We start from the raw sequence: 26,869 nt of genomic DNA, 5'->3' as shown, positions 1-26,869 counted from the left end.
ACTATGAAAAAGATATTTTTCCCTTTTATAATTCTTCTTATCGGTTTGTGTTCCAGTTGCGAAGAAGTGGTTGATTTAAAATTAAACACAGCTGCTCCCCGACTCGTTGTCGAAGCTTCCATTTATTGGATAAAAGAAAGCAGTGGCAATGCACAAAAAATAAAATTAACTACCACAACCGGCTATTACGATACTGAAATCCCTATTGTCACCGGAGCAAATATCAAGATTACGAACAGTGAAAACACCATTTTTAATTTCGAAGAAATTCCGAATTCCGGCGAATATGCCTGCACGGAATTTGTTCCTAAAATTGGAGAAACTTACACACTTACGATTATTTACAACGATGAAACCTACGTTGCCACAGAAGTTTTTCAATCATTGGCATCAATAACCAGAGTGGAGCAAAATAATGAAGGTGGTTTTACCGGAAAAGACATCGAGGTAAAAGCGTACTATAACGATCCTGCTAACGAAGATAATTTCTACCTGTACCGTTATCAATATACTAACGAAGCCACAATAAGTTACAGCATTGATGACGACCGATTTTTTCAGGGAAACGAATTCTTTAGTAATTCAAGCAATGACGATTTAAAAGCCGGAGATGTGGTAGAATTAATGCACATGGGAATTTCCCAACAATATTACAATTACATGAATATTTTAATTGACAATACCGGATCTAATTCCGGAGGTCCGTTCCAAACCCCACCCGCAACCGTAAGAGGAAATATCAAAAACATCACTAATCCGCAGAATTATGCTTTAGGTTATTTTGCGTTGGGCGAAACGGATTTACGTCGTTATGTAGTGCAATAATTTATTGTAAACCGCACAGCAAACAAGTTTTTCGCAAAATCCACAAATAAACAATCCTCAAATTCTGTACAATCTGTGGCTAAAAAAACAAAAAACTATTAGTTATCTTTGTCACCTAAAATATCTAATTTAAAACTTTAATTCTTTTGTCATCACATCATATTGTTCGCGACGATCAGGAACCTGCCTTAATTATTGCCAATGGCGCTGCCTGTACCCCTGAATTATTAGGTCAGTTACTCGAATGGTCTCCTTTTGTAATTGTACTGGATTCAGCTATTGAACGTGTTTTGGAATTAGACATTAAAGTTGATGTTTTGTTAGGGGATTTCGACCGTGGTTTTGATGCCGATTATTACAAAGAAAAACAATATCCGCTGGAAATTGTACACACACCGGATCAGGACAAAACCGATTTAGAAAAAGCTTTTGATTATTTGTGCGAAAGAAATTTTTCAGCTGTCAATGTTGTTTGGGCCACCGGAAAAAGAGCCGATCATACGATTACCAATTTAACGAATATCGTTCGTTACCGCGACAAACTAAAAATTGTCATTCTCGATGATCATTCTAAAGTTTTTTTATTGCCTCGAAAATTTGAAAAATGGTACACCGCTAACACTCCTATTTCCCTGATTCCGATTGGGCATGTTACGGGAATTCATTCCGAAAATCTTTTTTATCCGTTACAAAATGACAGCCTGACTATCGGATACCGCACCGGAAGCAGCAATCATGTCGTTCAGGACGGAATGGTTATCATCGAGCATCAGCAAGGCGATTTATTATTAATGGAATGCATGGATTAAGCTGGTTAACAAAAACACACTTAAACTTCTTATTATTATCCATTTACAAATTAAAAGCTTACTTTTGCAAAAAAATTTGAAGCAAATCAAAATGGCCGTAATTACTGAAAAATCTAATTTGCATCCCCGCAATTTGCATCGTTCCCGATACGATTTCAAACAACTTACTGCCGTTTGTCCGGAACTAAAAGTATTTGTTCTCACCAATGAACATCATCCGGAGACTTCGGGAGAAAGTATCGATTTCAGTAATCCACAAGCCGTAAAAACCTTAAACAAAGCTTTATTAATCAGTTATTATGACATAAAAGGCTGGGACATTCCTAAAAATTACCTTTGCCCGCCTATCCCCGGAAGAGCCGATTACATCCATTATATAGCCGATTTATTAGCCGAAAGTAATAACGGCGTCATTCCAACCGGAATAGAAATTGAAGGTTTAGATATTGGAACCGGAGCCAACTGTATTTATCCCATCATCGGAAATTCGGTTTACGACTGGAGTTTTGTGTGTACTGACATTGATGAAAAATCACTTGAAAATTGCACCAAAATTATTGAAGCCAATCCAAAATTGATTGATGCTGTCAGTTTACAACAGCAAATAGAATCCCGATACATTTTCAAAAACATTATCACGCCCGAAGATCATTTTGCTTTCACCATTTGCAATCCTCCTTTTCATAAATCAGCAGAAGAAGCCGCTAAGGGAAGTCTGCGAAAAGTGAGCAATTTAAAAGGTCAAAAACAAACAAAAGCGGTTTTAAACTTTGGCGGTCAAAACAACGAACTCTGGTGCGAAGGTGGCGAACTGGCTTTTATTACCCAAATGATTTATGAAAGTGCGCGCTACCCAATGCAATGTCTTTGGTTTACCACTTTGGTTTCCAAACAATCACATCTGAAAAGTTTATTCAAAACCCTAAACAAAGTCAATGCTGCACAAATTCGCTCAATTGACATGGCGCAGGGACAAAAAACCAGCCGTATTCTGGCCTGGTCTTTTCTAACCGAAACCCAACAACAGGATTGGGAATTTGAAATTAAACAGCCTCTTTTTTAATAAATCCTCTTTTTTATTTCTTTCTTTTTTTTCGTTTATTTTCTTTTTGTTTGTTTTTACAACTAAAAAAATTATCTTTAACAGCTTTACTTTTAACTGAAATATCTTTTTCAGAATTATCAAAATCGCTATTTGAGACTAAAAATCTAGAATAAAACAAAAAGAAACATGAGAAATCCAATTTTTATTGCCCTATTTTGTTTAACACAAAGCCTGATTTCAGCACAAAACTCAACACCTGCAAAACCCCGGGTTTTAATTAGTACTGATATTGGTGGCACCGATCCTGACGATAATCAATCCATGGCACATTTGCTCATGTATAGCGATTTGTTTCAACTCGAAGGCTTAGTTTCCTCTCCTTCTTATGGAGAAGGAAACAAAGAAGAGATTCTTAGAATGATTGATCTTTACGAAAAAGATTTACCAAAACTTAGAAAACACAATAAGAATTTGGCTAAGCCAAAATATTTACGTTCCATCACTAAACAGGGACGTAAAGGAAACGCACCATACCAAGGATTCAGTACCTCAACAGAAGGTTCGGATTGGATTATTAAATGTGCAAAGAAAGAATGCACACAACCTCTTTGGGTTTTGGGTTGGGGTGGTTTGGAAGATATCGCACAGGCTTTGCACGATGCACCGGAAATTCAGGATAAAATTAAAATCTATTGGATAGGCGGCCCTAATAAAAAATGGAGCGCCAACAGTTATGCTTACATCGCTGAAAATTTCCCAAATTTGTTTTTCATTGAAGTCAATTCAAGCTATTACGGTTTTTTCTCCAATACAACCGAAATAGATCAGGTAAACAATTCAAATTATTATGACACTGTTATCAAAGGAGCGGGAAATTTGGGCTTGGATTTCAAAAAATATTACAACGGCGAAATTAAAATGGGAGATTCCCCTTCTCTTTTTTATTTGATGGATGGCAATCCAGACAATCCGGAAAGAGACAGCTGGGGCGGAAGTTTTGAAAAAATAAATCACAGTCCCCGATTAATTTACAATCAAACCACTAGTGTTAAAGACAGCGTTGCTTTTTGTTCCATTATCGAAATGCATTTAAAAGGGCCAAAATCAAATTTTACTTCGGATGACGTTTGCTTCCAAATGGAAATTCCATACGGAAATGCCACGCAAAAATGGCCGGGCTATTATTTAGGCAACGGAGATTATGCCATCAGATATATTCCCAAAAAAGCTGAAAATTTGAATTACATTTTCACTTCTGAAATTCCTGAAATTAACGGTTTAAAAGGAAGCCTTGTCGTGACCAATTTATGGCCGGGAACAAAACATTCCACCGATTATCCTTTGGGTAATAATTGGTACAGCGACAAATCAAATCCGGAATTATACGATGGAAAAATCCAGGGAGGAAAAACCGTTTCAAAATGGAGAAAAGCCATTTTAGACGATTGGGCAAAACGTTGGAATTGGTTGAAATAAACCCCTCATAATTCCACAATTACATCATTGCTCAACAAAAACCAAATTCCTTAAAATTGCCAATAAACTTTGTACCTTTGCAAGTCTAAACTTTGCAACAAAAAACAAATGAAATTTCAAGTTGTTTCGGATTACAAGCCTATGGGCGACCAGCCTCAGGCTATTGAAAAACTAGCACAAGGTATTATTGATGGGGACCAATTCCAAACACTTTTAGGTGTTACCGGTTCCGGAAAAACTTTTACGGTGGCCAATGTGATTCAGGAAGTACAACGACCAACCCTTGTTTTAGCACACAATAAAACCTTAGCAGCGCAATTGTATTCGGAATTCAAACAGTTTTTCCCCAATAATGCCGTAGAATATTTCGTTTCTTACTACGATTATTACCAGCCGGAAGCTTTTATTCCGGTTACTGGTGTTTATATCGAAAAAGACTTATCTATTAACGACGAGCTGGAAAAAATGCGTTTAAGCACCACTTCTTCCTTACTTTCAGGACGAAGAGATATCATCGTAGTGGCTTCGGTTTCCTGCTTGTACGGTATTGGAAATCCAGTAGAATTTCAAAAAAATGTGATTGCTATCGAAAGAGATCAGGAGATTTCCAGAACGAAACTGTTACATTCTTTAGTCCAAAGTTTGTATTCGAGAACGGAAGCCGACTTTAATCCGGGAAATTTCCGGATCAAAGGTGACACCGTAGAAGTTTTCCCGAGCTATGCCGATGATGCGTATCGTATACACTTTTTTGGAGATGAAATAGAAGAAATCGAAAGCTTTGACATCCAAACTTCCAAAGTCATTGAGCGATTTGATAAACTAACCATTTATCCAGCCAATATGTTTGTGACTTCTCCGGATGTTTTACAAAATGCTATTTGGCAAATCCAGCAAGATTTGGTTAAACAAGTGGATTATTTCAAAGAAATAGGAAAACACCTCGAAGCCAAACGACTGGAAGAACGTACTAATTTTGATTTGGAAATGATTCGTGAATTAGGCTATTGTTCCGGTATTGAAAATTATTCCCGTTACCTCGATGGTCGTGAAGCAGGAACCAGACCTTTCTGTTTATTAGATTATTTCCCAAAAGATTATCTGATGGTAGTGGACGAAAGTCACGTAACGCTTTCGCAGGTTCATGCCATGTACGGTGGCGACCGCAGCCGAAAAGAAAACCTAGTGGAATACGGCTTTAGACTTCCCGCAGCAATGGATAACCGCCCGCTGAAATTTGAGGAATTTGAAGCGATGCAAAATCAGGTAATTTATGTTTCAGCTACTCCGGCTGATTATGAACTGAAAAAATGCGAAGGAATTTATGTGGAACAAATTATCCGACCAACTGGATTAATCGATCCTGTTATCGAAATTCGTCCAAGTTTGAATCAGATTGATGATTTAATTGAGGAAATTCAACAACGTTGCGAATTGGACGAACGTGTTTTGGTTACAACCCTTACTAAAAGAATGGCGGAAGAACTTGCCAAATATTTAGCCAAAGTAAGCATTCGTTGCCGTTACATTCATTCGGATGTGGATACTTTGGAACGCATCGAAATCATGCAGGATTTACGAAAAGGACTTTTTGATGTTTTAATTGGGGTAAATTTATTGCGCGAAGGTTTGGATTTACCTGAAGTTTCGCTGGTTGCTATTCTCGATGCTGACAAAGAAGGTTTTTTACGTTCGCATCGTTCGCTTACGCAAACCATTGGTCGTGCCGCCCGAAATCTGAATGGAAAAGCCATAATGTATGCGGATAAAATTACCGACAGCATGCAAAAAACGATTGATGAGACCAATTACCGCAGAACCAAACAGATTAATTTTAACACCGCCAACAATATTGTTCCTCAGGCATTAAACAAAAAGATCGACAATGTATTTACCAAAAATCCTTTGGTTGAATATGAATTAGGACATACTGTCAATAAGGCTGCGGAAGAAACAAATGAATACTTATCTAAAAATGAAATAGAGAAACGCATTCGCGAAAAGCGAAAATCTATGGAAAAAGCCGCAAAAGAACTCGACTTTATGCAAGCCGCAAAATTACGTGACGAAATAAAAAAATTACAGGAACAATTGGCTTAATAATCTAAATCATTTTGAAAAATACTCCACAGCATTTCATCAGAAATAGTTGAATTAGGAGCATTTTTGATTTTTTTCAACAGCACCTTAGTCGCATCAAGATCTAATCCCATACTGATAGCGATATGACCTATCAACTCCGGATCCTGCTTGTACAACACACCATCGTTCTGAAAAAAGAGAATTAACCTGTAAAATTGCTTGATACGCCCCAATTTGATATTCTCCGGCATCGGAGGTAATTCCTGACTTAATAAATCAATAAAACCTCCTTTCTCGAAATGTAATTCGTTAGCAATTAAGAATAAAAAATCATAACCTTTTTTATTCAATTGTCCGTCAACGGTTGCATAAGCAATCATTTCTAAAAGCAATTTCTTTTTTTCTTCACAAGTGTTCATATCGTAAATAATTTTAGCTAAAATATCATTTTTTATGCTAAAAACCCAAAGAAATATCCACAATCAAACAATTTAATTAAAAAATCACATTTTTTTTCCAACATAAAAAAGGAAAAAAAGACAAAAAAATCACAAGATTTTAATTTTTTGCACCCAAAATACGTAGTTGCAAAATTCACTTTTTACAGAAAACACTTTTATCACTATTGTTTTTTATTATTTATGCAAAATGAGATTAAAAAATTCCGAAAATCAAAATTCTTCATCTTCACTAAATAATATTCATTTTTATAGCTTAATTTTATCATAAAACCAGACAATTATGGAATTGATTATTAGAGAATACGAGCTACAATTAAAGCACACTTTTACAATCTCTAGAGAATCAATCGATATTCAGCCTTCTTTAATTGTACAATTAAAAAGTGGCGGATTCTCCGGATATGGTGAGGCAACTTCAAATCCTTATTACCACATAAGTGTCCCCATGATGAAACAGGATTTAGAAGCCGTACGAACTCTCATTGAGTCTTCTGTTGATGAAACTCCCGAAGACTTTTGGGCAAAAATGTATCCGCATTTAAAACACGACATGTTTGCACTTTGTGCACTGGATATGGCTTTCACGGATTTATATGCCCGAAAAAAAGGTAAAAAACTACATGAACTCTGGGATTATAGCATCGAAAGAAATCCTTTGACCAATTATACCATTGGAATCGATACCATCGACAAAATGGTGGCTAAAATGAAAGAACTTCCCTGGCCTATTTACAAAATAAAATTGGGCACCAAAGAAGATATTGCCATCGTAAAAGCTTTAAGAGAACATACCGATGCCATTTTTAGAATTGATGCTAATTGTGGATGGGAAATTGAAGAAACACTAAATAATGCCGTAGAATTAAAAAAACTGGGCGTAGAATTTTTAGAACAGCCCTTAAAAGCAGACGATTGGAAAGGACACGAAATTATTTTTAAACATTCGGTTTTACCAGTTATAGCTGACGAAAGTTGTATTGTAGAAAACGATGTTGCCAAATGTTTTAATCATTTTCATGGAATAAATATTAAATTAGTAAAATGTGGCGGACTCACTCCTGCCCGAAGAATGATTCAACAAGCCAAAAAACTGGGATTAAAAACGATGGTAGGTTGTATGACCGAATCATCAGTTGGAATCTCGGCCATTGCTCATTTAATTCCGCAATTAGACTATGTGGACATGGATGGCGCCTTATTGCTTTCGGAAGATATTGCCAGTGGAGTCCAAATTAAAAATGGAAAAATTGGCTATTCTGAATTAAACGGCACCGGTGTTGTTTTAAAATAATTATTAATGAAAGTTGACAAATTTCCCGATCGATTGATAAAAGTCGATAACGAAAAAATTTTATACTTTGGCGGGACAGCTTATCTGGGCTTACCGCCAAATAAAAAATTCAAAAAAATACTTTATAAAAACATTGAGCGTTGGGGCACCGCTTACGGAAGTTCCCGAAATGCCAATATCAAACTCACCGCTTACGAAAAAGGGGAAACTTTTTTAGCTCAATTTATCCAGGCCGAAGCGGCCCTTACTATTTCTTCCGGAATGTTAGCCGGGCAAATTGTTTTAGACAGTTTAACATCGGATATAGATGTTTTTTATCATTTTTCAAACAACCATGTCGCTATCAGCAATTCAAACAGTCTTCCGCTTTTTACCAATGGAATTCTAAATCCAAAATTACTGGATAATAAAACAGAAAAAATTTGTATTCTTACGGATGCTGTTCCTTCTAACACCGTAAAACCAGTCACACTTTCTTTTTTAGATAAAATTTCGGACTATAAAGAAATAACTTTGGTGCTTGACGAGTCGCATTCGTTAGGAATTTTAGGCGAAAATGGCAGCGGAGTTTACACCTCGATAAAGCACCCCAAAATCAAACGCAAAGTTTTAGTTTCGTCACTGGGAAAAGCGATGGGATTATCTGGCGGTGTAATAGCCAGCGATTGTGATTTTATCAATACAATAAAATCCAATGATATTTTTGTTTCCAGCGCCGGAATGAACCCGGCTTTTGTAAGCACACTGGCTGATTCGGAAAAGTTATACCAAAAACAAATTAAAAAACTAAAAAGAAATCTGGCTTACTTAAAAACTAATCTTTTGGCAAACCCAAACATTCTTTTTGACGAAAATTATCCGGTAATCTATCCTGAAATGGCAAACATCAATACTATTTTGGCTTCCAAAAAAATAATTATCACCAATTTCAAATACGCATCCGAAACCGATTATTTGAACCGAATTATTATTACAGCCAATCACAAAAAGAAAGATTTGGATAAAATCATTCAAATTCTAAATGAATATCAATCCGAAATAGATTAGCTAACACTTTATAGCGTACCTTTGTAAAAAATTTAAAATGACAAACAACGATATTTTCAAAAAATTACGCGTTGCCTTAATGTTACGTGACGACCAAATTGTAGAAATTTTAGAATTGGTCGATTTCAGAATTTCCAAATCCGAATTAGGCGCTTTTTTTCGTGATTCCAAACATCCCAATTATGTGGAATGTGGCGATCAGGTATTGCGTAATTTCCTTAACGGCTTAGTCATTCATTTGCGCGGAACAAAAGAAAATCCTAAAAACCCAAAAGATGTTTTAGCTAAACATAAAACCGAAATCCCTGCAAAGAAAACAACGGTTTCTAATGAACCAAAAGTTGCAAAAACAACTTTCAAGAAAAAACCCAACTTTAAAAAAGCTGCTCCTAAAACTCCTGTGGTTGAAAAAGTAAAATTCAACAACGGTAAAAACAAAAAATCTTAATTGGAAATCGAACTTTGATTTTATAAAAAAATCCCGCCTGATATCAGACGGGATTTATTTATTATTTGGTAAACTTAACCAAAAAGACAAGTCCATTACCTGCTTCCAAATCATTTGCTGTTAATTTTTTATAATTCAACGTGTTTTTAATATAATAATTCAACTCCTCATTAGTTGTATTAGTGCTCATCACAACCATTTCATGATGCTCATTAATAGCAATCCTTACTTTTACTAAAACATCTCCTTCTAATCCGCTAAAAGCAGGATAAGCATTGAGCATTTTAGTTATTTCCTTATAAGTCTTGTTGTAATCCTCAGGATTATTAGAAGACTTCTCTGCAGCGAACGCTGTTGTTAAAAATAAAGTTGCAACAGCTGATAAAAATAACTTTCTCATAATTTCTTTCTTTTAAATTAAAATTAATTCGTTTGAGATTTCATTACAAATTTATCAAAAAAAACATCAAAAAAAGAACTTATATTATTGACAATGCAATTTTTACGATTGACAAAAAATTAAACTACAAATTTTAAAATTCTAATAAAAAAAAATAATTTAAATTTCACTATTTATATAAAAAACAGAAAACGAAATAAAAAAAATCATCAAAACACCCCTAAAACGAAGTTTTTTTGATGATATTTCAACAAAAAAACTCTTAAAACAAAAAACCAGTTTTATTTATTAAAAATAAAACCGGTTTTACAAATTACAATACAGCTTCCTTTATTTTGCAAATTTTACCAGAAAAACTAATTTATTACCTATTTCTAATTCATTCGCTGTTAACTTCTGATAATTCAAACTGTTTTTAATATAATAACTCAATTCACTATTGGCTGCATCAGTACTCATCACCACAATCTCATGATTTTCATTTATAGCGATTTTTACTTTCACAACAACTTCTTCGCGTAAACTTTCAAAATTCGAATAGGTATTCAAAAGTTCAGCCAACTCTTTAAAAGTCTTTTCATAATCTTTATCCCTGTTTGGAGAACCCACAGCCGCAAAAGCTGTATTCATAAATAACGCAACAATAACCGATAAAAATAATTTTTTCATGATTTCTTTGTTTTTAATTACAGTTCAAAATTAGCACTGAAATCCATTCAAAAATCACAAAAACAATTGCTTAACCCAAAGATAAAATGAATCTTAAAAACGCTTTTTAGAAGTCTTAAAATTGATTTGCCTAAAAAATAACAGCCTTACAAATAAACTTTGATAAAAATAAGTTTATAACAAAAAACAACTTCTTTTATTGAAAATTCCAAATCAATATAGCTGTTAATCTTAAATTAATACAAATATTGAAAACAAAAAAAATCCTGTCCCAAAAGGAACAGGATTTCAATATATTAGAATTTCTTAATTAAGAAAGCGCAGCCTGAACCTGATCAGCAGCTTCCTGGAACTGAACTGCAGATAAAATTGGCATTCCTGAATTATCGATTAATTCTTTTGCAATCTCAGCATTTGTACCTTGCAAACGAACAATGATTGGCACATTGATAGCGTCTCCCATGTTTTTGTAAGCATCAACAACACCCTGAGCTACACGGTCACAACGAACGATTCCTCCAAAGATGTTAATCAAAATAGCTTTTACATTAGGATCTTTCAAGATAATACGGAAAGCTGTTTCCACACGTTTTGCATCAGCAGTTCCTCCTACATCAAGGAAGTTAGCCGGCTCAAAACCTGCATATTTAATTAAATCCATAGTTGCCATTGCAAGACCGGCACCGTTTACCATACATCCTACAGTTCCGTCAAGATCAACATAGTTCAATCCTACTTCTTTAGCTTCTACTTCAATTGGATTTTCTTCACGAACATCACGCATATCAGCATACGCTTTTTGTCTGTATAATGCGTTATCGTCAATATTTACTTTAGCATCTACCGCTAAAATTTTATTATCAGATGTTTTCAAAACCGGGTTGATTTCAAACATAGAAGCGTCTGAACCAATATAAGCTTTGTATAAAGCATCGATGAATTTTACCATTTCTTTGAATGCATTTCCAGTAACTCCTAAGTTAAAAGCAATTCTTCTTGCCTGAAAACCTTGTAATCCTACAGCCGGATCAATTTCTTCTGTAAAGATTAAATGTGGAGTATGCTCAGCAACTTCCTCGATATCCATTCCACCTTCAGTAGAATACATAATCATATTACGTCCTGTTGCTCTGTTTAATAATACAGAAACATAAAACTCAGAAGTTTCAGATTCTCCAGGATAGTAAACATCCTCAGCAATTAACACTTTGTGAACAGTTTTCCCCTCAGCAGAAGTTTGAGGAGTCACTAATTGCATTCCGATAATTTCGCTTGCAACACCTTCCACTTTGTCAATTCCTTTAGCAAGTTTCACCCCGCCTCCTTTACCACGACCACCTGCGTGAATTTGGGCTTTAACAACATACCAACTCGTTCCCGTTTCGGCAGTTAATTGTTTAGCAGCCGCAACTGCTTCTACTGGACTGTTAGCAACGATCCCGCGTTGAACGCGAACTCCGTAGCTGGCTAAAATCTCTTTTCCTTGATATTCGTGTATGTTCATAATATAGAATTTGTCTGAATCTGATTTTATTTCAGAAAATAAGTCCGACAAAAGTATTAAAAACGAACTTAAAACTGAAATCTTTTTAGTGATTTAAAATATCTTATAAATAAAGTTAAAAAAAGACGTTTTCACAGCTTTTTTTCTATCAAAAAAAAGATTTTGCCTCAAAAAAAAGAGTGAACTGACGTTTTTACATGGAATTCATCAATTATCGATTTGAAAAAATAAGAAATAATTGTCAAAATATCAGGTCAAAACCCTCTTAATATTAATAATTTGTTAATACACAGCCCAAATAATGCAATTATTATTATTAATTATACATTTTTCTATTATTCCTGTAAAAGTAACTCATTATAAGCCTAACCGATACATTATATATAATGAAATATCTATTTTTGTAAAAAAAATTATCAAGCATGAAACTTAAAGAACAAGGCCTTTATTTGCCAGAATTCGAGCATGAAAACTGTGGAGCTGGTTTTATCTGCAACCTTAAAGGTGAGAAAACAAATCAAATTATTCACGACGCATTAGAAATTCTAGTAAAACTAGAGCACCGTGGTGGTGTTAGTGCTGATGGAAAAACGGGAGATGGAGCTGGACTTTTGATTGACATACCTCACGAATATTTCAATAGAGTTTGTGATTTCAATTTACCTGCCCCACGTGAGTATGCTGTTGGGATGGTATTTTTACCAAAAATTAATAATCAATACGTTTTTTGTAAAGACATATTTGAAAAAGAAATTAAAGCACAAGGACTTTCTGTTTTAGGATGGAGAGAAGTTCCTGTTGATTCTTCTCAATTAGGAGAAATCGCTTTAGCTTCTGAACCTACTATCGAACAAATTTTTGTTGGTAAAAACGAAGCTATTGACGAAACTACTTTCAAAGCTAAGTTATATGCTGCCCGTAAAATTACGGAGCACACTATTGCGAATTCTAAAATCTCGCAAAGTTCTTATTTTTATGTACCTAGTTTATCTACTACTACCTTAATATATAAAGGTATCATTATGCCTGAAGATATCGGGCCATACTATACTGACTTACAACAAACGGATTTAGTAACACGTTTGGCGTTAGTTCACCAACGTTTCTCTACTAATACGATGCCTACTTGGGAGTTATCTCAACCATTTAGATACATGTGTCAAAATGGAGAGATTAACACTTTAAGAGGTAACGTAAGCAGAATGCGTGTTCGTGAAGAAATCATGAAAAGTGATGTATTCGGTCCGCAAATAGAGAAGTTATTCCCTATTATCTTACCTGGAAAATCAGATTCAGCTTCTATGGATATGGTTGTTGAATTGTTAACACATACAGGACGTTCGTTACCGGAAGTAATGATGATGATGATTCCTGAAGCATGGGAAAAACACAAAACCATGTCAGAAGAAAGAAAAGCGTTCTACGAATACAACGCTTGCATTATGGAACCATGGGACGGACCTGCTTCTGTACCATTCTCTGACGGAGATTACATCGGAGCTTTATTAGACCGTAACGGATTAAGACCTTCTCGTTATACAGTAACTAAGAGTGGTAAATTGATTATGGCTTCTGAAATTGGAGTTGTAACTGTTGATCCGGAAGATGTAGAAAGCCACGGTAGATTAGAGCCAGGAAAAATGTTCCTGGTTGACATGAACGAAGGACGTATTGTAAACGACGAAGAAATTAAAAACAAAATTGTTTCTGAAAGACCATACAAAGAATGGTTAAAACAATACCGTTTGAACTTAAGAGACGTTCCTACCACAACTAAAGCCTGTCCAATTGAAACTATCGATTTAAAAACAAGAGAACGTTTATTTAACTATACATTAGAGGATATTCAGGATATGATTACTCCTATGGCTCAGGCTGGTAAAGAAGCTTTGGGTTCAATGGGTACTGACACTCCACTTGCTGTATTATCAGACAGACCTCAATTAATCCCTAACTATTTCAAACAATTATTTGCTCAGGTAACTAACCCTCCTTTGGATGGTATACGTGAGGAAATTGTAACTGATATTAGCTTAGCTTTAGGACAGGACAGAAACATTTTTGACATTTCAAGCAAGCAATGTAGAAAATTAAGAATTCAAAATCCTGTTATCTCTAACGACGACTTAGAAAAAATCAGAAATATTGATATCGATCATTTCAAAGCGGAAACCATTGAAATTTTATACAAAAAAGACAAAGGTTTGAATGGTTTAGAAAATGCTTTAGAGGATATCATTACTCAAATCAGTAAAGCAGTTGACAGAGGAACTAACATCATCATCTTATCAGACAGAGGTGTTAACAAAGAGTTCGCTCCTATCCCGGCTTTATTAGCTTGTTCTTACGTTCACCATCAAATGAACCGTTTGCGCAAGCGTTCTTATTTTGATATCATTATCGAATCAGCAGAACCACGTGAACCGCACCACTTCGCTACATTATTTGGTTATGGAGCTAGTGCTATTAACCCATACATGGTAAACGAAATCATTCGTGTACAAGTACAGGAAGGATTCATCACAGGGATTAGCGAACAAAAAGCAGTTGACAATTTCAACAAAGCAATTGGTTCAGGTATTTTAAAAATCATGAACAAAATTGGTATCTCTACATTACATTCTTACAGAGGTTCTCAAATTTTCGAAATTGTTGGTTTCAACTCTAAATTTGTTGAAAAATACTTCCCTTACACGGCTTCTAGAATTGAAGGTATCGGATTGTATGAAATCGAAAAAGAAATTAGTGAAAGATACAACTACGCTTATCCGGATGTATTAATCCCTAATCGTTTAGGATTAAACATTGGTGGAGAATACAGATGGAGACGTAACGGGGAAAGACACATGTTCAACCCAACTACTATTGCTAAATTACAGCAAGCAGTACGTTTAAGTGATCAGGCTAGTTATGATGTTTACGCTAAATCTGTAAACGATCAGGCTAAAAATTTAATGACCATCCGCGGTTTATTTGAATTTGATAACTTAGATCCAATTCCATTAGACGAAGTAGAACCATGGACAGCTATCGTAAAACGTTTCAAAACCGGAGCGATGTCTTATGGATCTATCTCTAGAGAAGCTCACGAAAACTTGGCTATCGCTATGAACCGTATTGGTGGAAAATCCAATTCAGGTGAAGGCGGAGAAGACAGAACCCGTTTCCAACCGGATATCAACGGAGACAGTCGTAACTCGGCTATCAAACAAGTAGCTTCCGGACGTTTTGGAGTAACTTCTCACTACTTATCTAGTGCAAAAGAGATTCAAATTAAAATGGCTCAGGGTGCAAAACCTGGAGAAGGTGGACAATTACCCGGTGAGAAAGTATTACCCTGGATTGCATCGGCTCGTAACTCAACTCCTTTCGTAGGATTGATTTCACCTCCGCCACACCACGATATTTATTCAATTGAAGATTTGGCACAATTAATCTTCGACTTGAAAAATGCCAATAGAGAAGCACGTATCAATGTAAAATTAGTTTCTGAAGTTGGTGTTGGTACAATTGCTGCTGGTGTTGCTAAAGCAAAAGCTGACGTTGTATTAATTGCAGGTTACGATGGTGGAACTGGAGCTTCTCCATTAACTTCATTGAAACACGCTGGTCTTCCTTGGGAACTTGGATTGGCTGAAGCACAACAAACTTTAGTATTAAACAACTTAAGAAGCCGTATTGTTGTAGAATGTGACGGTCAGTTAAAAACAGGTCGTGACGTAGCTATCGCAGCTTTATTAGGTGCTGAAGAATTCGGTTTTGCTACTGCTCCATTGGTTGCTTCAGGATGTATCATGATGCGTAAATGTCACTTAAATACTTGCCCAGTTGGTATTGCTACTCAGGACAAAGAATTACGTAAAAACTTCAAAGGAACTCCTGAGCACGTAATTAACTTCTTCTACTATGTTGCAGAAGAATTAAGAGGTATCATGGCCCAACTTGGTTTCAGAACTTTAGAAGAAATGATTGGTCAAACACATAAAATCAATTCTAACAAAGCTATTACTCACTATAAAGCCAGAGGTTTAGATTTATCATCAATCTTACACCGTCCGGCAGCATACAGAGACATGGTGGTTCGCAACACAGAGAAACAGGATCACGGATTAGACAATGTAATGGACTTCCAAATCTTAAAAGACTCTCACCGTGCATTATACAGAAAAGAAAAAATGACTTTAGAATACCCTATTAAAAACACTGACCGTTCAGTAGGAGCTATTGTTAGTAACGAAATTTCTAAAATTTACGGACACTTAGGTTTACCGGAAGACACTTTAAATATCAACTTTACTGGTTCAGCAGGACAAAGTTTAGGAGCATTTAGTGCACACGGATTAACTTTCACAGTGGAAGGGAACACTAATGACTATTTAGGAAAAGGATTATCCGGAGCTAAATTAATCATCAAAAAACCAGCAAAAGCTACTTTTGTTGCTTCAGAAAACATCATCGTAGGTAACGTTTGTTTATTCGGTGCTATCGAAGGAGAAGCTTTCATCAACGGTATTGCAGGAGAGCGTTTCGCAGTTCGTAACTCAGGAGCTACAGCAGTTGTTGAAGGTGTAGGTGACCACGGTTGTGAGTACATGACTGGAGGAAAAGTAGTAGTCCTTGGAAAAACAGGAAGAAACTTTGCTGCAGGTATGAGTGGTGGTATCGCTTATATCTACGATCCTGAAAACAAATTCAAAAACGGTTTATGTAATACTGAAACCATCGAATTTGAAACAGTAGAAGGACAAGAAGCTGATGAATTAAAACACTTAATCGAAAGACACGTACAATATACAAACAGTACAAAAGGAAGCGAATTATTAAGTGATTGGAACACAAGCTTAGAAAATTTTGTAAAAGTAATGCCTACAGAGTACAAAAAAGCATTAGAGCGTTTGAAATCTGGGGTGCAAATGGTAGAAGAATTAACAGCATAATACAATGGGAAAAGTAACAGGTTTTAAAGAATTCGAAAGAAAAGATGAATCATACACAGCAGTAGAAGAGCGTGTAGGGCATTATAAAGAATTTACAGTTCCTTTGAGTGAAGCTGAAATTACAACACAAGGATCACGTTGTATGGACTGTGGTATTCCATTTTGCCACAGTGGATGTCCGTTAGGGAATTTAATCCCTGATTTCAACCACATGGTACACCAGGGTGAATGGCAAAAAGCCTCCTGGATTTTACATTCAACAAACAACTTCCCTGAATTTACAGGGCGTTTATGTCCGGCACCATGTGAAAAAGCATGTGTATTAGGAATTATCAATGATCCAATTTCTATCGAAAATATAGAAAAAAACATTGTGGAGCGTGCTTTCCAGGAAGGTTGGATTAAACCGCAACCTCCAAAAAACAGAACTGGAAAAACAATTGCTGTTGTAGGTTCGGGACCTGCAGGTTTAGCAGCTGCACAACAATTAAACAGAGCAGGGCACACTGTAACTGTTTTTGAAAGAGACAACGCTATCGGTGGATTATTACGTTATGGTATCCCTAATTTCAAATTAGAAAAAGAAATTATCGACCGTCGTATCGCTATCCTTGAAGCAGAAGGCATCACTTTCAAAGTAAACACTAACGTTGGCGTAAACTACTCTATCGAAGATTTGAAAGTATTTGATGCAATCGTTCTTTGTGGTGGTGCTACTGAAAGAAGAGGTTTACCAACTCCGGGAGCAGATGCTGACGGTGTAGTTCAGGCAATGGATTTCTTAACACAACAAACTAAAGTGGTTTGGGGTGAAAAAATCGAGAACCAAGTATTAGCTACTGGTAAAGACGTAATCGTAATCGGAGGTGGAGATACAGGTTCTGACTGTGTGGGTACTTCTAACCGTCATGGTGCAAAATCAGTAACTAACTTTGAGATTATGCCAAAACCACCAGTTGGAAGAAGCGAATCTACACCATGGCCTTTCTGGCCTTTACAGTTAAAAACATCTTCTTCTCACAAAGAAGGATGTGAAAGAAACTGGTTAATTAACACCAAAGAGTTCATCAAAGATGCTAATGGTAAATTGACAGCTCTTAAAACTGTAAATGTTGAATGGAAAATGGTTCCTGGACAACGTCCGGAATTAATCGAGATTGAAGGTTCTGAAAAAATATGGCCATGTGATTTAGCTTTATTAGCTTTAGGTTTCACTGGTCCGGAGAAAAACTTAGCAGAGCAGTTAGGTCTTGAAACTGATTTCAGAAGCAATTACAAAGCCAACAATTACCAAACGAATGTACCAAACATATTTACTGCGGGAGATATGAGAAGAGGACAATCATTAATCGTTTGGGCAATCTCTGAAGGTCGTGAAGCCGCCAGAGAAGTTGATTTGTTCTTAATGGGAACTACTAACCTTCCAACTAAAGAAGGTGGAGATTTACCTCCATTGTAATCTTATATAACTCAAAAAAAGGCTATCCGAAAGTAATTTCAGATAGCCTTTTTTATTTTTAAACTTTCTTTTAAATCATTAACAATGTGATAAAAACAAACACAAAACTCACATTAGGTTTATTATATAACTTATTGTTAGAATTTGTTAGAAATATTTTTATCTATTGCAGTATCAATAAAGAATAATAAATTTGCATAAAACTTACTAAAATGCAATCTAAAGACTTACTTCAATTAGCAGAACAATTTGGCACACCATTATATGTATATGATGCCGAGAAAATACAATCACAATATAACAGACTGACTAAAGCTTTTTCTAAAGTAGAAAAATTGCGTATTAACTACGCCATGAAAGCGTTGTCTAACATTTCTATATTACAACTTTTAAAAGACATGGGTTCCGGATTAGACACCGTTTCTATTCAGGAAGTACAATTAGGTCTTCATGCAGGCTATGCCCCTGACAGAATCTTCTACACTCCAAACGGAGTTTCTCTGGAAGAAATTGAAGAAGTACATGCATTAGGAGTTCAAATTAACATCGACAACCTTTCAATATTAGAGCAATTTGGTGCAAAACACCCACATGTTCCGGTATGTATCCGTATCAACCCACACGTTATGGCGGGTGGAAACGAAAACATTTCTGTTGGTCATATTGATAGTAAATTTGGTATTTCGGTACACCAATTACCTCATTTAGTTCGTATTGTTGAAAACACCAACATGAACATTGTAGGGATTCACATGCACACCGGTTCTGATATTTTAGATATCGAAGTATTCCTTTATGCTGCCGAAATCTTATTTGACGCTGCTAAAAACTTCAAAAACTTAGAATTCTTAGATTTTGGAAGCGGATTTAAAGTTCCTTACAAAAAAGACGATATCGAGACTGATATTGAAGAATTAGGTAAAAAATTATCAAAACGTTTCAACGCTTTTTGTGACGAATACGGAAAAGAATTAACTTTAATTTTTGAACCGGGTAAATTTTTGGTAAGTGAAGCCGGTTTCTTCTTAGCCAAAGTAAACGTAGTAAAACAAACTACTTCTACCGTATTTGCCGGAATTGATTCAGGGTTCAACCACTTAATCCGCCCAATGTTTTACGGTTCTCAACACCACATTGAAAACATCTCTAATCCAAAAGGAAAAGAGCGTTTTTACTCCATTGTGGGTTACATTTGTGAAACAGATACTTTTGCCAGCAACCGCAGAATTCAGGAAATTGCTGAAGGAGATGTCCTTTGTTTCAGAAATGCAGGAGCTTACTGCTACTCTATGTCTTCGAACTACAATTCAAGATACAAACCGGCAGAAGTTTTATGGATTAACGGAGAAGGGCACTTAATCAGAGCACACGAAACTTTCGAAGATTTATTAAGAAATCAAATTGCTTTACCAACTTCGGTAGCAAAATAATAACAACAAAAAAGGGACTCAAAGTAGTCCCTTTTTTGTTTAAAACATAAATCGATACAATTTTAGTTTCCTAAAACTTCAGTTAACACAGCTGCTTCTGTACCATTAGGAAAATCGACTCTAATTTTTTGTGCAACTGTTGGCGCAATTTGAGTTATTACTTTTCTATCAAATGATTCGCCTTTCTTTATTTTCCAACCATAAAACAACAAAGGGACGTGAGTATCGTAATTAAAAGGTGTTCCGTGTGAGGTTCCTGTCCCTTCATGCTCAATATAACCCGGTTTGTCCAAAATCACTAAATCACCATTTTGCTTAGGATCATAACCTTTAGCAATAAAGTTCAAATAAAAATCAGAAGTATTTGCTGCTAAAATTTCTTCTTCGCTATACACTCGTTTTACCTGAGGTAAAGTCATCAAATAGTCTTTAAAAACCTGCTTGACTTCATTTAACTGCAAGCCTTTTTCTTTAATTATTTTTTTATCAAAAAACACATTGTAATTAGAATAATTCAAAACCACATCTGCACCAAAACTTTTCTTAGAAAATTCATCCAACATATTCGACAACTTTTTATAATCGACCGCTTCTACGGCATATTTATTATCTTTTAAAAAATTTACATTCTCAGCAGCCGCATGATCAGCAGTTAAAAATATCAAATAATTGCCCTTCCCTACTTTTTTGTCTAAATAATTTAGAAAATCAGCAATGGTTTCATCCAATCGCAAATAAGTATCCTGAACTTCTCTGGAACGAGGCCCTGTTAAATGTCCGATATAATCTGTTGACGAAAAACTAAGTGCCAAAAAATCGATGTCATTATCTGCTCCCAGATTTTCATTAGCAATAGTTTCTTTGGCAAAATCAGCCAAAATAGAATTCCCAAAAGGAGTTGACTTGATTACTTTAGCACCTTTTGCAGCATACATTGACTTTAAATCATAAGGAAAAACAGGCTTTTTACTTCCATACAAAAGTCCTTCGTAAGCATTATCATCCGCTATACTTTTATCATAAACAGATTCCGGTTTCAGTAAATTCCATTCACCGTTTAAATAATCTTCATATTTTTTTTTCGAATTAAAATCAGCCACCCATTTTGGTAAATCATTTCCATAAAAAGTACTCGAAATAAAATTACCGGAATTGCTCATCCAAAAAGCCCAATTAGCAAAATGCCCTGCCGGAAGAATCGCACCACGGTCTTTAATACTTATTCCGATAACTTTCCCTTTAAAATTAGTCCCTAAACGCAACTCATCGGTAACCGAAGTCGTTTGTAAATTTAACGGCGACATTTGCCCTTCGTCTAAATCTCCTTTTCCTAAAAGTGTTACCGAAGCATCATCCGTACAATATCTTGATTTTCCCACCGACTTATCAAACCAGGTATTCCCAACAATTCCGTGTACTGCAGGCGTCGTTCCGGTATAAATAGAAGCATGACCGGGACCGGTATAAGTTGGCATATAATTATAATGTGTGTTATGAAAAACGTATCCTTCGTCCATTAATCTGCGAAAACCATTTGCAGAAAAATCATCCGAAAAACGGTAGAGGTATTCCATTTTCATTTGATCTACAACAATCCCAACAACCAACTTAGGTCTTTGCTGCGAAAAAGCATTAAAAATTGCAACTAAAGCAATAGGTAAAAATATTTTTCTCATGATAATTTTTGATATAAAAGCAAAAATACAAATTCTTAAATAGTGTTCCATTAGAAAATTGTTAGGGAATTAATAAGACATGGCAAAGAATCTATTTTCTCATTTGCCTCCTAATCTAACTTAAAAACTTATTTTTGTATATTAGTAATATTCCATACCACTTTCAAAACTGTAGTCAGAAACCAGTAAATATGAAATACCGTTCCACACTTTTTACCAAGCAACTTTTTCAAAAAATAATTTTCTCATTATTTCTTTTTTTATTGATTTTTTCAAAAAGTATTGCAGCTACAGGAAAATGGAAAAGCCAAACAACCGGAAACACCATAACATACAAAACCACAGAATCCAAAAATCCGCTTAAAGATTACTCCGGAAATTATGTGACGGTTGTTTATTTAAAAAATCTTTCTATAAAAAAAATTGGAAGATTCAGCAATAAGAAAAATGTGAATTGGTTACTCTCGCAAGGATATCGTGTGATTGAACTTAACTACAAAAAAGATACAAACGCCAAAGCCTTAAAAATAAATGAAGACATCATTGCCATAAATGATTCTATCGCTTCGGGGAATTTTTGCGGTTTAAAAAACTGTTCGCTTTCCAAATCTTACGTATTATTTGAAGGATACCGAATAGCCAGAAATGTTTCATACTTCATTGATAACCCCAAAATTTACAACACTCCGGAGCAATATACCGTTGGAGATTCATTGCACATGGATATTGTTTATCCCGCTAATCCTAAAGTAAAAGTTCCAACTATCTTATCATTTTCCTATAGTAATAGCTATGCTTTTTTTGATGATAAAAAAGGGATGCTAACAGATGCTTTTAAGGATCAAAGACTTTATCTGCCCTATTCATTTGCCGGTTTTAATGATTCTGTTCTGGAAGGAGCACCAGCTCACGGGATGGCCTGGGCGATTGCCGATCATCCAAAATATTGCCAATGGGGAAAAGGAAAACCTGAAAATGGTCCAAATGATGCTTATAAATCGTTCGAGACTAACCCTGATGCAGCTCAAAAAGTAAAATCTGCAATCAGAACTTTGCGTTTTTTTGCAAATAAAATGAAACTTTCAAATCGAATAGGAATTTTTGGTTTTTCCCGAGGTTCTACTGCGGGCTCTATGGCTATTGGTGATAAAAAAATTGACGAAATTGAAAATGCCGGTTTTCATATCGGAGTTTCAGCTGACGTTCAGGCAGCCGCTTTAGGCCCTGGTGTTTTTGACTATACCTTAATATATAATACGCTGGACGATGGCGATAAAAATTTAGAACAGAGATGTCCCTGGGTTTGGGGAAATTTGGAAGAGAACAGAAGCTTGTGGGAATCGATGGGTTCTTCTTTTTTAGTTGAAAAATCGGCACCCCCTACTCTTTTCTTTTATAATACAGATGATGATCATTATTATACCGATCAGATCAAACATTTCAAAAATAAATTGGACTCCTTAGCTGTTCCAACCTCTACATTAATCAATTACGGCAAGGGACATGCTATTCCACAAACTGCTTCCTCCCTAAAAACACTTTATGATTTCTTTGAAAATCACCTAAAAACGCCTCAAATCAATAGATAAATCCAAAAAATCATTTGTCAGAGCTGATTTTTAGTTATAACAATTCTAATTGTTGCTAAAATTTCAAGATCTCTGTTTTTTCTAATCCCATTTAAGAGCTAACATAACAAAAAAACACAAAACACTAAAATACAACAACTTAAAACAAACAAATATCTTTATATACAAAGTTTAATTCTTTCTAAAAAACACTTACAAAAGAAATTTTAAACAACTTATAAATGTTTTGTTAATTTTTATTTTTATTTATTCCAAATAACATTTTGTAAAACCAAATTCAGGTCATACATTTGCGCTGTTATTTTAAATGAATCCAAATAAAAAACAAAATGAAAAAAGTTTTACTACCCTCAATAGCATTATTATTTTCTATCGCTACACAGGCTCAGGAAATTGCTTCTGCATTAAATCATAATATTTCTGATGAGATTGTTTCTAATCCTTTCGATACCATAAAAAACAAAAAAGGGCAAATCCTTAAAGAAATTGTTGTCACCGGAAACAAACCTCATAAACCGGTTTCCGTTTCAAGATCTGGTATCAAACCAATGGATTTACCACAAAGTGTTCAGGTTATCGATAACGAAATCATCACGCAACAACAAGCTATCCGCTTGAGTGAAGTAATTAAAAATGCGAACGGAGTTTATGTAGGATCGGCTCGTGGTGGTGCTCAGGAATCATTCTGGTCAAGAGGTTACGATATGAGTGCTAATAATATGCTGAAAAACGGTTTTCGTTACAATGCAGGTTCTATCCCTGAAGTTTCATCATTAGAAAGAGTAGAATTTTTAAAAGGAGGTTCAGCTTTATTATTTGGAAATGTAGCTCCTGGAGGAATTTTAAATTTGGTTACCAAAACTCCTAAATTTGAAAGAGGGGGAGAAATCTCCATGCAGGCGGGAAGCTACTCTTATTACAAACCTTCGGTAGATTTTTATGGTCCACTAAACAAATCAATCGCTTACCGCTTTACAGGTTCTTATGAAAACTCCGAAAGCTTTAGAGACGTTGTTAAAAATGAACGCGTTTATTTCAATCCTTCATTCTTATTTAAAATTACCGACAAAACACAAATCACTGTTCAGGGTGATTATTTAAGCGCTGACTGGACACCGGATTTTGGTACAGGAATCATTGGTAAAGAAATTTTAGACACGCCTCGTAATACCTATTATGGTGCGCTTTGGTCCAATGGAAATACAAAATCAGCAAGTGCTTCTGCTTTATTGAATCATGATTTTAATAAAAACTGGAAATTAAACTTCAATACTTCCTTCCAAAATTATAAAAGAACGCAAACTTCAACTTCACAATTATCTAACTTAGATACCTATGCTGTACGTGGTGATTGGAAAAGAGGCTTAACAAAAAATGATAACAGAGAAAAAATCTTTGGAAATCAATTAAGTTTACAAGGGAATTTTAACACCGGATCAATCAAACATCAGATTTTCACAGGTGCTGACTTTGAAAACTCTCTGACTACCTCATACACATTTGCTTTTTATGATAGCGACGGTAAGGTTGTAACATCAGATAAAACTATTAATCTTTTTACTTACGATCCAAGTACAGAAAGCACTGTAAATCCATTTACAACAGCAGCCACAAGATATATCAATACCGAATACAACCGTTTTGGAGTATATGCTCAGGATTTAATTTCTTTTACAGATTACATCAAAGTTTTAGCAGGAATCCGTTGGTCTTGGCAGGAATCTCAAGCTATTACCTATAATTTACCAACAACTGCTACCAGTGTATCAGAAGCTCCTAAACGTTTAGACAATGCATTTTCTCCTAAAATAGGGTTAGTTGTTCAACCATCAAAAGATGTTTCATTATTTGCCAGTTATTCTAATTCATTTACACCAAATACCGGAAACACTTACGATGACAAACCTCTTGATGCTTCAATTATCGATCAATATGAAGCAGGTGTTAAAACAGACTTCTTGAGAGGCTTTTTAAGCACAAACGTTACTTTATATATAATTAAAAATAATAATTTAGTTCAAACTGCTCCTTTTGAAGCGGATGGAGTTACTCCAAATACCAATTCAAATCTGAAAATCATGAGTGGTGAAACTAAAAGTAAAGGGGTTGAAATCGATGTAACTGCGAGACCTTTTGAAGGATTTAAAATTAATGCAGGTTATAGCTACAATGATATGAGATTTGGAGATGTTCCGGTTGCAGTAGGAAACTCAATCAAAGGAGATCGTGTGGCGAGAACACCTACCACAACAGCTAATTTAAGTTTCTTTTACACTGTACCTTCAGGAGTTTTAAAAGGATTTTCTGTAGGAGCAATCGGAAACTATATTGGTGATCGTATTGCAGGATGGAATAATCGTTATATAGATGACCCAAATAATCCTGGAAATCTAATTATTCAGGACAGAGAAGTTCCTGTGGATGGTTACGCTACAGTTGATGCCTCTGTAGGGTACGAATGGAAAAAATTCTCCATCTTATGCAAATTATCTAATATTACTAACGAGTTAAATTATACGGTTCACGAAAATTACAGTGCAAACCCAATTGCTCCTCGTCAGGTTTTGGCAAGTATCAAATACAAATTCTAGTCTTGATAATTTTATTTTTTTTTTTGTAAGCTCCTGTTTGTTCAGGAGCTTTTTTTATTTAAAATCAATTGGATAAATAAGTATCTTTAAGTTCTTTTAAGAAACCAATCCTTTTTAAAAATGAAAAAAATAACCAAAGAAGACATAAGTCAGGAAATTTTTGACCTGTATGACGATTATGCACATAACAAAATCGAGCGAAGACAATTTATCGAAAAGCTATCGGTATTTGCCGTTGGAAGTTTGACTCTCCCCTCTCTTTTGAGCTTTATTACTCCAGATTATGTCAATTCCATCACTATTCAACCAAATGATCCCCGCATCGATTCGGATTATATTTTTTACGAATCACCTAAAGGTGGAGGAAAAATAAAAGGCCTGCTTTCTAAACCCAAAAAAGCTCCTAAAAAACTTCCCGGAGTAATTGTTGTTCACGAAAACCGCGGACTCAATCCTTACATAGAAGATGTAGGTCGCCGCTTGGCTGTGGACGGATTTATAAGTTTAGCTCCGGACGCTTTAACTCCGCTTGGCGGCTATCCCGGAAATGATGACGAAGGTCGTGAAATGCAGAAAAAAAGAGAGCGTTATGAAATGTTGGAAGATTTTATCGCCGCATATTATCATTTGAAGAATAATCCGGACTGCGATGGAAATATTGGTGTGGTTGGTTTTTGTTTTGGTGGTTGGATTGCTAATTTAATGGCAGTAAAAATACCAAGCTTAAAAGCGGCAGTTCCTTTTTACGGTGGCCAACCTACAGCCGAGGAAGCCGAAAAAATCAAGACCCCTTTATTATTACAATATGCCGGCTTAGACAGCCGAGTCAATGAAGGCTGGCCTGCTTTTGAAGCGATTTTGAATAAAAATAAAGTCGAAAACACAGCACATATTTATCCCAATGTCAATCACGGCTTTCACAACAATACCACACCTCGATATGATGAAAAGGCTGCTACTTTAGCCTGGGAAAGAACCTTAGCTTTTTTTAAAGAGAAATTAAAATAAGAACTCCATTTAAAAATATTATTTACCGCAAATTCGCTAATTAATTTTAAGAATATCTGATTTTAAAATTTGCGAATTCACGGTATTTTTTTTCAAAAAACTTTTCTAAAACTGCACGAAAA

Annotated in this window: 19 protein-coding genes; 14 read left to right on the top strand and 5 right to left on the bottom strand. The window is 35.3% G+C overall.

Annotated features, from left to right (window positions below):
• The first annotated feature begins 3 nt into the window (after positions 1 to 3).
• The 5 genes from H599_RS0104940 (at position 4) to uvrB (ending at position 6,255) form a co-directional block, all read left to right on the top strand.
• Positions 4 to 825 carry a DUF4249 domain-containing protein gene (locus H599_RS0104940; RefSeq protein WP_026713107.1) on the top strand — a complete coding sequence of 274 codons (822 nt, stop codon included), beginning with the start codon at positions 4 to 6 and terminating at the stop codon, positions 823 to 825.
• 146 nt (positions 826 to 971) lie between these two features.
• A complete protein-coding gene (locus H599_RS0104935; protein ID WP_026713106.1) occupies positions 972 to 1,634 on the top strand; it encodes a thiamine diphosphokinase in 663 nt (220 codons plus the stop codon).
• Between the two features lie 91 nt (positions 1,635 to 1,725).
• Positions 1,726 to 2,697, top strand: a complete 972-nt coding sequence (gene rlmF, locus H599_RS0104930; RefSeq protein ID WP_035141194.1) for a 23S rRNA (adenine(1618)-N(6))-methyltransferase RlmF — start codon at positions 1,726 to 1,728, stop codon at positions 2,695 to 2,697.
• A 168-nt stretch (positions 2,698 to 2,865) separates the two neighbouring features.
• Entirely contained in the window at positions 2,866 to 4,155 is a 1,290-nt protein-coding gene (locus tag H599_RS0104920; protein ID WP_026713104.1) for a nucleoside hydrolase-like domain-containing protein, read from the top strand.
• Positions 4,156 to 4,263: 108 nt separating this feature from the next.
• Positions 4,264 to 6,255, top strand: coding sequence for an excinuclease ABC subunit UvrB (uvrB, locus tag H599_RS0104915; RefSeq protein ID WP_026713103.1), 1,992 nt, complete (start codon positions 4,264 to 4,266; stop codon positions 6,253 to 6,255).
• Here uvrB and H599_RS0104910 read toward each other — a convergent pair.
• The gene (locus tag H599_RS0104910) at positions 6,252 to 6,656 is read right to left on the bottom strand and encodes a hypothetical protein (protein WP_026713102.1); all 405 of its coding nucleotides are present in this window, start codon (positions 6,654 to 6,656) and stop codon (positions 6,252 to 6,254) included. The two genes, uvrB and H599_RS0104910, sit on opposite strands and share 4 nt — an antisense overlap.
• A gap of 322 nt (positions 6,657 to 6,978) precedes the next feature.
• On the opposite strand from H599_RS0104910, the gene H599_RS0104905 reads away from it, so the two are divergent.
• The 3 genes from H599_RS0104905 to H599_RS0104895 are packed head-to-tail and all read left to right on the top strand — an operon-like array spanning position 6,979 to position 9,484.
• Positions 6,979 to 7,989, top strand: a complete 1,011-nt coding sequence (locus H599_RS0104905; RefSeq protein WP_026713101.1) for a dipeptide epimerase — start codon at positions 6,979 to 6,981, stop codon at positions 7,987 to 7,989.
• 6 nt (positions 7,990 to 7,995) lie between these two features.
• Positions 7,996 to 9,036, top strand: a complete 1,041-nt coding sequence (locus tag H599_RS0104900) for an aminotransferase class I/II-fold pyridoxal phosphate-dependent enzyme (protein ID WP_026713100.1) — start codon at positions 7,996 to 7,998, stop codon at positions 9,034 to 9,036.
• 37 nt (positions 9,037 to 9,073) lie between these two features.
• Positions 9,074 to 9,484, top strand: a complete 411-nt coding sequence (locus tag H599_RS0104895; protein ID WP_026713099.1) for a DUF1456 family protein — start codon at positions 9,074 to 9,076, stop codon at positions 9,482 to 9,484.
• A 61-nt stretch (positions 9,485 to 9,545) separates the two neighbouring features.
• Here H599_RS0104895 and H599_RS0104890 read toward each other — a convergent pair whose 3' ends face one another.
• The 3 genes from H599_RS0104890 to sucC all read right to left on the bottom strand — a co-directional run bounded on the left by H599_RS0104890 (position 9,546) and on the right by sucC (position 12,057).
• The gene (locus tag H599_RS0104890) at positions 9,546 to 9,884 is read right to left on the bottom strand and encodes a hypothetical protein (protein ID WP_026713098.1); all 339 of its coding nucleotides are present in this window, start codon (positions 9,882 to 9,884) and stop codon (positions 9,546 to 9,548) included.
• 330 nt (positions 9,885 to 10,214) lie between these two features.
• Positions 10,215 to 10,553 carry a hypothetical protein gene (locus tag H599_RS0104880; RefSeq protein ID WP_026713097.1) on the bottom strand — a complete coding sequence of 113 codons (339 nt, stop codon included), beginning with the start codon at positions 10,551 to 10,553 and terminating at the stop codon, positions 10,215 to 10,217.
• Between the two features lie 310 nt (positions 10,554 to 10,863).
• A complete protein-coding gene (sucC, locus tag H599_RS0104875) occupies positions 10,864 to 12,057 on the bottom strand; it encodes an ADP-forming succinate--CoA ligase subunit beta (RefSeq protein ID WP_026713096.1) in 1,194 nt (397 codons plus the stop codon).
• 422 nt (positions 12,058 to 12,479) lie between these two features.
• On the opposite strand from sucC, the gene gltB reads away from it, so the two are divergent.
• The 3 genes from gltB to lysA all read left to right on the top strand — a co-directional run bounded on the left by gltB (position 12,480) and on the right by lysA (position 19,883).
• On the top strand, positions 12,480 to 16,994 hold the full coding sequence (gene gltB / locus H599_RS0104870) for a glutamate synthase large subunit (protein WP_026713095.1): 4,515 nt from the start codon (positions 12,480 to 12,482) through the stop codon (positions 16,992 to 16,994).
• Positions 16,995 to 16,998: 4 nt separating this feature from the next.
• Entirely contained in the window at positions 16,999 to 18,453 is a 1,455-nt protein-coding gene (locus tag H599_RS0104865) for a glutamate synthase subunit beta (RefSeq protein WP_026713094.1), read from the top strand.
• A gap of 212 nt (positions 18,454 to 18,665) precedes the next feature.
• Complete coding sequence (gene lysA / locus H599_RS0104860) at positions 18,666 to 19,883, top strand: diaminopimelate decarboxylase (RefSeq protein WP_026713093.1); 1,218 nt, start codon at positions 18,666 to 18,668, stop codon at positions 19,881 to 19,883.
• A gap of 62 nt (positions 19,884 to 19,945) precedes the next feature.
• On the opposite strand, the gene pafA is transcribed toward lysA, so the two are convergent.
• Positions 19,946 to 21,559: an alkaline phosphatase PafA gene (pafA, locus tag H599_RS0104855; protein WP_026713092.1), complete on the bottom strand. Its 1,614-nt coding sequence runs from the start codon at positions 21,557 to 21,559 to the stop codon at positions 19,946 to 19,948.
• Positions 21,560 to 21,750: 191 nt separating this feature from the next.
• Between pafA and H599_RS0104850 the strand changes: the two genes are divergently transcribed.
• The 3 genes from H599_RS0104850 (at position 21,751) to H599_RS0104840 (ending at position 26,747) form a co-directional block, all read left to right on the top strand.
• Complete coding sequence (locus H599_RS0104850; protein ID WP_026713091.1) at positions 21,751 to 23,148, top strand: alpha/beta hydrolase family protein; 1,398 nt, start codon at positions 21,751 to 21,753, stop codon at positions 23,146 to 23,148.
• Between the two features lie 329 nt (positions 23,149 to 23,477).
• On the top strand, positions 23,478 to 25,739 hold the full coding sequence (locus H599_RS0104845; protein WP_026713090.1) for a TonB-dependent siderophore receptor: 2,262 nt from the start codon (positions 23,478 to 23,480) through the stop codon (positions 25,737 to 25,739).
• Between the two features lie 120 nt (positions 25,740 to 25,859).
• The gene (locus tag H599_RS0104840) at positions 25,860 to 26,747 is read left to right on the top strand and encodes a dienelactone hydrolase family protein (protein WP_026713089.1); all 888 of its coding nucleotides are present in this window, start codon (positions 25,860 to 25,862) and stop codon (positions 26,745 to 26,747) included.
• Positions 26,748 to 26,869: the final 122 nt, after the last annotated feature.

Origin of the sequence: Flavobacterium daejeonense DSM 17708 (assembly GCF_000425425.1) — a bacterium.
Taxonomy (GTDB): Bacteria; Bacteroidota; Bacteroidia; order Flavobacteriales; family Flavobacteriaceae; genus Flavobacterium; species Flavobacterium daejeonense.
The sequence above is the reverse complement of the archived record's forward strand: the minus strand, read 5'-3'. Positions and strand labels throughout refer to the sequence as shown.